Source organism: uncultured Desulfovibrio sp., assembly GCF_944327235.1.
GTDB lineage: Bacteria > Desulfobacterota > Desulfovibrionia > Desulfovibrionales > Desulfovibrionaceae > Desulfovibrio.
In genome coordinates this window covers 1-7,558 of sequence record NZ_CALVHE010000107.1, presented here as the reverse complement: position 1 = coordinate 7,558, position 7,558 = coordinate 1, and the positions used below count along the sequence as shown (strand labels likewise).

Here is a 7,558-nt window from a genome sequence, read left to right as displayed (position 1 = left end):
CTGGCGCTGCCGCCTCCCGCCGTCTGACCGCCGTGGATATCGCCGCCCACGCTGCCGTCGCTGATCAAGATGGTATTGCTCGAGGCGTCTCCCGTGCCTTGCAGGCTGCCGCCCGTCAGGCTTCCGCTCACCTGACCGCCCTGGAGCACGGAAATGGCATTGTTGCTGGCGCTGCCGTCCCCTGCCGTCTGACCGCCGTGGATATCACCGCCCACGCTGCCGTCGCTGACCAGGATGGTATTGTGCGAAGCGTCCCCCGCGCTTTTTTCCAGATTGCCGCCTACCAGCTCGCCGTCTACCTTACCGCCCAGCACCACGGCAATGGTGTTGTAACTGGCGCTGTTGCCATCCGCCGTACCGGCGGCATCACCACCATGAACAGCGCCGTGGACAGTGGCTCCTGCGCCTACGACGATGCTGTTGTTGTTCAGGCTGGTCGGGATGGCTGTATCAGGGGAAAACCCCCCGGTAACACTTTGCTCTACCACGGCATTGTTCAGATAGACAGCGTTGTTGCTGGCGGAAGCGTTTGTCGCATCGCTTTGCACGGATGCGGCAATGAGGTTTTCTGTAATCCGGCCACCGGTCACGGAGATGACATTGTCGTTGGCCGTGGCATCCCGGCCGCTACTGAAGGCCTGCCCACCGACGACATGTCCGTGTGTGCCGCCGGAGATGCTCACGGTATTGCCGGAAGCGTCGGCAGTGCCCTTACCGGTCGCTGATCCTCCATACAGCTCGTCCACGCTCCCCCCGGAGACGTTGACCATGTTGCCATAGGCTGCGGCGTTGGTGTCGCTCCCGCCGTTGATGGCGCTGATCCTTCCGCCGAACGCTTGCATCAGATGGGCCGTGCCGTCGATATTCACCCGGTTGTTCGAGGCCATGAACAGGCCGCCGTTGCCGCCGTCGGCACGGGCATAGCCGCCGTAGGCGGAGGCCATCATCCCTAGCGCTAGCGAACCGCTGATGTTCAGACTGTTGGCTGCGGCAGTGGCGCTTACCGAGCTGCGGGCGTACCCGCCGTAGATGCCGGGACTGTTGCCCGTCAGGCCGCCGCTGATGATGACGCTGTTGCTGCCGGCGCGTGCCGCGGCATTGTCGCTTCTGGCATAGCCGCCGTAGATGCTGCTGCTGACGGAACCGCCGTTGATGACAAGGCGGGCGCTTTCGGCCAGCGCGTTGCCGTTTTTGGGCCGGAGCTGCAGCGCGTAAACGCTGCCCCAGCTGCCGTCGGAGATGGTCAGGCTGCCGTTGCCTACCTTATCCTGCGCTTCGGGGGCGGAGGGATTGCCCAGCAGAAGCAACGCTGACACCAACAGGCCGAAACCACGTCCCTGGAAAAGATGCCTACACGTCATATCTATTCCTCACAGAGGAAGTGCGGATCCGAAAAGATAGCATTACCGTGATGACTGTTGCCCACGGCCTGAAGATGGAGACGCGGCACGACCCGACGTAGTTTTGCGGTCAGGGAGAGGATACGCACGTCTCTTCAGGCCCTCTCTGAAAAAAAGGATAGGATTCCTTTTGGGCAAAAGCAATACTTGTAGAAGATAATATATTGATGTTCTTCCATTTGCCGTCGGCAGAAAAAACGGCACCGTGACCGGTGTGTATGGAGGAAGCAGATTGGTGCGCCTGTCTGATGGAATGGAACGCCTGGACACGCCACTGTTTTCGCTGTTCGGGACATCGTGATGTCCCTGTTGGGCATCTGTTGTGGTGGAGAATCTATCCATAGCTGCACGCGCCTGTCAGCGCGCAACGCTCGGTCAGAAAAGAGGAAGTCTATGTGCCAGGCGGCTTGCGAGAAGGTGTCCTACGTCTGTTTTGAAAGGGGGGGCACATGGTGGGGCACGCCGATGGCAACGGTGCTGCTATCGATCACAAGGGCAGCATATCCCGCGAGAAGGACTCACGCAGCATGTTCGCAGTAGAGCGTTTTGTCTTTGAAAAAAGCAAAACGAGGTGGCGGCACAGCGCCACCCGGCCCAAACCAAGCGGAATGACCGTGTTTTTTCCGCGAAATGACAGGCCGTATGGTTTGGAGCGCGAAGCGGTTCAAACCGAAAATGCTCTAAGCTGGGGGGTGGCCCGGTGTCAGAGAGATACGATATGAAAAAGAGGTCACGGCATTACACCGTGACCCCTTGTCCTTTCTGGTGGAGAAGAGGAGACTTGAACTCCCGACCCCCGCCTTGCGAAGGCGATGCTCTCCCAGCTGAGCTACTTCCCCTTGCTTTGTGCGTTTGCACAAGAACGATATCTATCTGAACGGCTGAAGATTGTCAACTTTTTTTCCAGCACCTCATACGACTAGACATCCGCTTCGGGAACAAGCTGGATGTAGGGGCGTTTGAAGAGGCGCGTCTCGCCACTTTTGGGATCATGGACGGAGTTGACGAAACACTTCCAGGCGGCGTCATCCAGCGGCATGTGGTCGCTGCGATAGTAAAAACCGGGATAGCGCGTTTCCTCACGGAAGGCCATATGCTGCATGTGCAGGCGGACAGTCCAGAGGCGATGGTAGTTTTCCCAGCAGCGCAGGAGCTCGTGCAGGTCGCGGGCCGCCAGACGCGCGGAATCTTCCTCCAGCATGTCCAGCAGCTCAAAACCGCGTTCCAACATGGCCTGCGAGGTGATGTAGAAGGTTGAGACGCCGCCGCCATATTCATCCGTGCACTTCATGAGGCGCAGCATGAAGTGGCGAGGTGTCAGCATATGCGGGTTCACTTCAACGTCGGTCGTGGCGTCCTTGTATGTCTGGAAGGTGTGCCACGGCGCATAGATCATATCGGCAAGCGCCTGCGGCGTCTGCGCCGGCATGGGCGCTTCGCCGGGATGATCCACACACCAGCGGACCATCTGTTTGCCGGCGATGCGGCCTTCAGCATGTGAACCGGAGGAAAACTTGTGGCCGGAAGCGCCAACGCCATCGCCGCAGGTGAACAAGCCCTCGATGGTGGTCATGCGGTTGTAGACCTTGCCGTTGGCGGCCCGGATCTTGTATTCCGCAGGCACCCAGTCCTCATCAGGGCCGGAGACCCAGATGCCGCAGCAGCCCGAATGCGAGCCCAGCAGGTAAGGCTCTGTGGGCATGATCTCCGAACCGCGCTCTTCCGGTGCGGTATTGGTGCTGGCCCAGAGATTGGCCTGCGCCACGCACATGTCCAGAAAATCTTCCCAGGCTTCGCTTTCCAGCGCCTTCTGCTGTTTTTCGTCCAGAGAGGCAAAGGTGCTCCGCAGCGCTGTGCGGGTATCCATGAGGATGGGGCCGCGGCCTTCACGCATCTCCCGCAGCATCATGTGATTGCGCAGACAGGTGGGCACCACACGGCCACGGGCATAGCCACGCTCCTCGTAGGGACGCAGCATGGCTTTGTTCGTCTCGCAATAGTCCTCGCCCAGCGCGTTGACGGCCTTGGCCCGGAACAGCAGGAACCATGCTCCCACCGGCCCGTAACCATCCTTGAAGCGCGCCGGGACGAAGCGGTTCTCCATCATGGTCATTTCCGCGCCGATCTGGGCGCTCATGGCGTAGGTGGAACCGGCGTTCCAGACAGGATACCAGGCCCGGCCGAGACCCTCGCCGCAGGAGCGGGGACGGTAGACGTTCACCGCGCCGCCGGCGGCCAGCAGGACGGCCTTGGCCCGGAAGATATGCACTTCGTTGCGGCGGACGCTGAAACCCACCGCACCGGCGATACGCCCGGGATCATTCTTGTCCGTCAGCAGCCGGACGATGAATACCCGCTCGAGGATACGCTCAGGTCCCAGCGCCTTGCGGGCGGCTTCCGCCACGATGCATTTGTAGGACTCGCCGTTGATCATGATCTGCCAACGGCCGGAGCGTACGGGCTTGTCACCCTTGCGCAGGGATTTTCCGGCGGCACGCGCCTCCGCTCCGTCCAGATTGTGCCCGTCCTTGCCCTTGATCCAGCAGGGCAGGCCCCAGTCCTCAAAAAGATGGACGGAGTCGTCCACATGGCGGCCCACGTCGTAAATGAGATCTTCCCGCACAAGGCCCATAAGGTCAGTGCGGACCATGCGCACGTAGTCTTCCGGACTGTTGTCGCCAAGGTAGGTATTGATGGCGGACAGCCCCTGAGCCACAGCGCCGCTGCGCTCCAGAGCCGCCTTGTCCACCATGAGCATCTTCAGGCCGTGGCGATCTCCCCAACGGACGGCTTCGTATGCGGCGCCGCAGGCACCCATGCCGCCGCCGATGATGAGGATATCCAGATCGTGTTCAACGATATCAGGGGTGGCCAGCGGCAGGCCGGCCTGTTGCTGGGTAGGGGTGTGGCTCATGCGTCCTCCAGGCGAGGGCTGTGCGTCCGAAAAATGCGCTGCCTGTCCGGCTCGCTGACCGTGGCGCGGACGGGTGCGGCTTGGGTGGGAACGGCGGCCGGCGTTCCTTCCGTGCTCAGGCGGTTATCTTCCAATGAGGCATCCGGCGCAAGGGGGGCCGGCGGCTCGATGGAATCCTCGGCCGTGGTGCGGATAGGGAAGCTGAAACGTTTTTGCAGGCCGTTGCGGAAGCGTACGGTCCAGGAGATCTGCTGCGAACCGCGCAGAGGCAGGCAGACGCCTCCCAGCGGCGCGAAGTCCGCATAGGGACGCACGGAAATGGCCCCCTGCGGACAGATCTTGACGCAGGAATAACACTCCCAGCAGGCGTCCGGTTCCTGATTGAAGGCTTTCATGCTCGTGCTGTCCAGCAGCATGAGATCATTGGGGCAAACGTACATGCAGGCGGTACGCTGACCACCCTTGCAGCCGTCGCATTTGGCGGGATCGACATAGGTCGGCATGGCGGCTCCTGTAAAAAAAGCCCCTCTTCGGCCGAGCGTAGACGCATCCAAAGAGGGGCGAATCGTTCTCGGCGTCTATTCTCCGGTGGCTGCGGCCTCGTCCACGACCCAGATGAGATCCCCGACGCTCGGCCGCACGAACTGGGCGGGCAGGGTCGGCTCATCCAGCAAGTTGAGCGTCTTGGACAGGACGGCATGTTTTTCCTTGCCGGTGACGAGGAACATGCAGCAGCGGGAGTTGTTGATGACCGGCAGGGTCAGGGTCAGGCGGTCGGCCTTGCGTTCCGGCACATACTGGTCGATGACCAGACGTCTGCGTTCCAGCAGGGCCGGGGAATTGGGGAAGATGGAGCCCGTATGGCCGTCATCACCGACGCCAAGCAGCATGAAGTCGAAGCGGGGGAGCTCGGTGGGGCCGATATTGAAATCGGCACGGATCTGCTCCTCGTACATGGTGGCGGCCTTTACCGGATCGAGCTCGCCACGCATACGGAAAAAGTGGGTCACCGGCAGATGCGAGAGCATCTCGCGCCGGGCGAGTCCGTAATTGCTGTCAGGATGATCCGGCCCGACACAGCGTTCATCCACCCAGAAAAAGGTGATCTTGTCCCACGGCAGACGATCCGCCCAGTCATGGGCGGTCAGCAGGCGGAAGAGCGGGATGGGGGTCTGTCCTCCGGAAAGGGCGATCTTGAACACGCCGCGTTCACTGACCGCCTCTTCACAGGCGGCGGCAAGGATGTGTGCGGCGCGTTCGGCCATGGCCGCCGGATTTTTGTGGATATGCACGGAAAGATGTATGGAACGGCTGCGAGCTTGCATAAAGGGGACTCCTTCTTTTACAAACGGCAGTATGCCATAGGCCGGATGCGGAGAAAAGGCTTTTTTGTGACGTTTCCCCGGCGTATCGGCCGGTACGGATTTTTTTCGCGGCTCGTGACGCTGTATTTTCTGTTGAAGCCATGTTCCTGATAACGTAAAAGGGCGGGGAAGGCCGCGTCGTCGAAATGACCATGCCGGTCCCGTGGGGGAGTGAGCGCCCCGAATTTTTTTGCAGTACACATTCCAGGAGATTCCCATGTTGCCCGCCATCCATATCGATCCCGCCCTGCTGGAACGCTGTCCGCATACGCGTTTGGGTTGTCTTGCCCATATGGTGACGGTGGAAGCGTCCCGCGAGGATCTGCAAACCTATCTGGGCGAGGTGACGGCCCCTTTCCTGCGGCACATGCTTGAAACGACGCCGCTGGCGGAGATCCCCAATCTGAGCGAATCCCGCGCCGCCTACAAGGCATTCGGCAAGGATCCCGGCCGATATCGCATCTCTTCGGAATCCCTGTACCGTCGTATCCGGCAGGGCAAGGAGCTCTACCGTATCAACAGCGTCGTGGACGCCAACAATCTGGCCTCGCTGGAAACGGGTTTTTCCATCGGCTCCTATGATCTCAATGCCATCAGCGGTGATATCGTGCTGCGGCTGGGGCGTGAGGGCGAAGTGTACACCGGCATCGGCAAGGACAGCATAGACCTTTGCCATCTGCCGCTGCTCGTGGACGAGCAGGGGCCGTTCGGCGGCGCGACCAGCGACTCCACGCGCGCCATGATCACCGGGACGACGGCCGCCTGTCTGACCGTCATTTACGGTTTTTCCACACCGGAACGGCTGGAAGAGGCTTTGGCCCTGACGGCTCGCCATTTTGCCGTCTATACGGAAAGTCGTCCCTTGGTCGAGCCGTTCATCGTGCGGGGGGACGCTCTCCAAAACTGAATGGCTGACGCCGAGATCTTTCCGAAGTCTGGCGGACTTGTCCGTATGGGGAGGACACCATGCAGCAGTTTTCCTTTCAGGCCATCGGCGTGATCCACAGCAGGCATCATGTGGCGGCACAGACGCCCATCCAGCCCGTCTATGCTGCCGATTTCCCCGGCACCGTGGAAGTTTTTCCCGCCTTTGCCGCTGGTCTGCGGGATCTGGACGGCTATTCGCATATCTATCTGCTTTATGTCCTTGACCGGGCGGGGGAGCCGCGCCTGTCGGTAAAGCCCTTTCTGCAGGATGTGGAGCGCGGCGTCTTTGCCACGCGCGCGCCATGCCGTCCCAACCCCATCGGCATGAGCATCGTGCCCCTGCTGCGGGTGGAGGAGAACCTCCTGCATGTAGGCGCTCTGGATATCCTGGACGGTACTCCTTTGCTGGACATCAAGCCCTACTCGCGGCGCTTTGATTGTCTGACGACAACGCGCAACGGCTGGCAGGACGAGGTGGACGAGGCGGAAGCTCGCATCCGGGGACGCCGTCATTGTCCTCACTCTGCGAATGATCAGGGGTGACGGAGGCATGAGCCTTCCGGCCGCCGCGGAGGTCCAGCCTTTCCTATGTCCGTTTCGGGAGATGCGTCTCTCTGTCCCATAAGCATTGAATCGAGCGCATACCGGCAGAGCAGCTAGCCTGCCTTGCTCACAGGCTGACATGCATTTGGTACATGCCGGACGCCGGAGAGTTTCCATGCTCCGCCGTAACAGGCTCACGGGATAGCCGCGAGGCATCCCGTGAGCCTGTTACGGGCATAGCGTGTTTCAACATGATGTATTTTCAGAAAAATTTTCCCTGACGATATGTTTTCTGTTTCCTGATATCGCTGAATCATCCATCAATAATAAGAAATGGGTCATGACTAGCAGAGAGGATTCTCTCTGAGCATCTTGAGGAGGAGTTTGTAGATATCCTCATGACGGTGATT

At 60.4% G+C, this 7,558-nt stretch carries 6 protein-coding genes and 1 tRNA gene; 2 read left to right on the top strand and 5 right to left on the bottom strand.

Annotation, left to right across the window (positions count from 1 at the left end):
• The 5 genes from Q0K00_RS10815 to pgl all read right to left on the bottom strand — a co-directional run.
• Positions 1-1,361, bottom strand: a 1,361-nt coding sequence (locus Q0K00_RS10815; protein ID WP_297229415.1) for a hypothetical protein, incomplete at its 3' end; no start/stop codon positions are given.
• Positions 1,362-2,163: 802 nt separating this feature from the next.
• Positions 2,164-2,239: transfer RNA gene (locus tag Q0K00_RS10810), tRNA-Ala, on the bottom strand.
• A gap of 80 nt (positions 2,240-2,319) precedes the next feature.
• On the bottom strand, positions 2,320-4,314 hold the full coding sequence (aprA, locus tag Q0K00_RS10805) for an adenylyl-sulfate reductase subunit alpha (RefSeq protein ID WP_297229413.1): 1,995 nt from the start codon (positions 4,312-4,314) through the stop codon (positions 2,320-2,322).
• Positions 4,311-4,817: an adenylyl-sulfate reductase subunit beta gene (gene aprB, locus Q0K00_RS10800; RefSeq protein WP_297229411.1), complete on the bottom strand. Its 507-nt coding sequence runs from the start codon at positions 4,815-4,817 to the stop codon at positions 4,311-4,313. The genes aprA and aprB overlap by 4 nt, the downstream gene beginning before the upstream one ends.
• A gap of 75 nt (positions 4,818-4,892) precedes the next feature.
• Positions 4,893-5,639, bottom strand: coding sequence for a 6-phosphogluconolactonase (gene pgl, locus Q0K00_RS10795; protein WP_297229409.1), 747 nt, complete (start codon positions 5,637-5,639; stop codon positions 4,893-4,895).
• Positions 5,640-5,895: 256 nt separating this feature from the next.
• Between pgl and Q0K00_RS10790 the strand changes: the two genes are divergently transcribed.
• Both Q0K00_RS10790 and tsaA read left to right on the top strand, forming a co-directional pair.
• Positions 5,896-6,585 carry a phenylalanine--tRNA ligase beta subunit-related protein gene (locus Q0K00_RS10790; RefSeq protein ID WP_297229407.1) on the top strand — a complete coding sequence of 230 codons (690 nt, stop codon included), beginning with the start codon at positions 5,896-5,898 and terminating at the stop codon, positions 6,583-6,585.
• Positions 6,586-6,644: 59 nt separating this feature from the next.
• Positions 6,645-7,148 (top strand): tRNA (N6-threonylcarbamoyladenosine(37)-N6)-methyltransferase TrmO, encoded by a 504-nt coding sequence (tsaA, locus tag Q0K00_RS10785; protein WP_297229405.1) that lies wholly within the window; start codon positions 6,645-6,647, stop codon positions 7,146-7,148.
• The last annotated feature ends 410 nt before the right edge of the window (positions 7,149-7,558 follow it).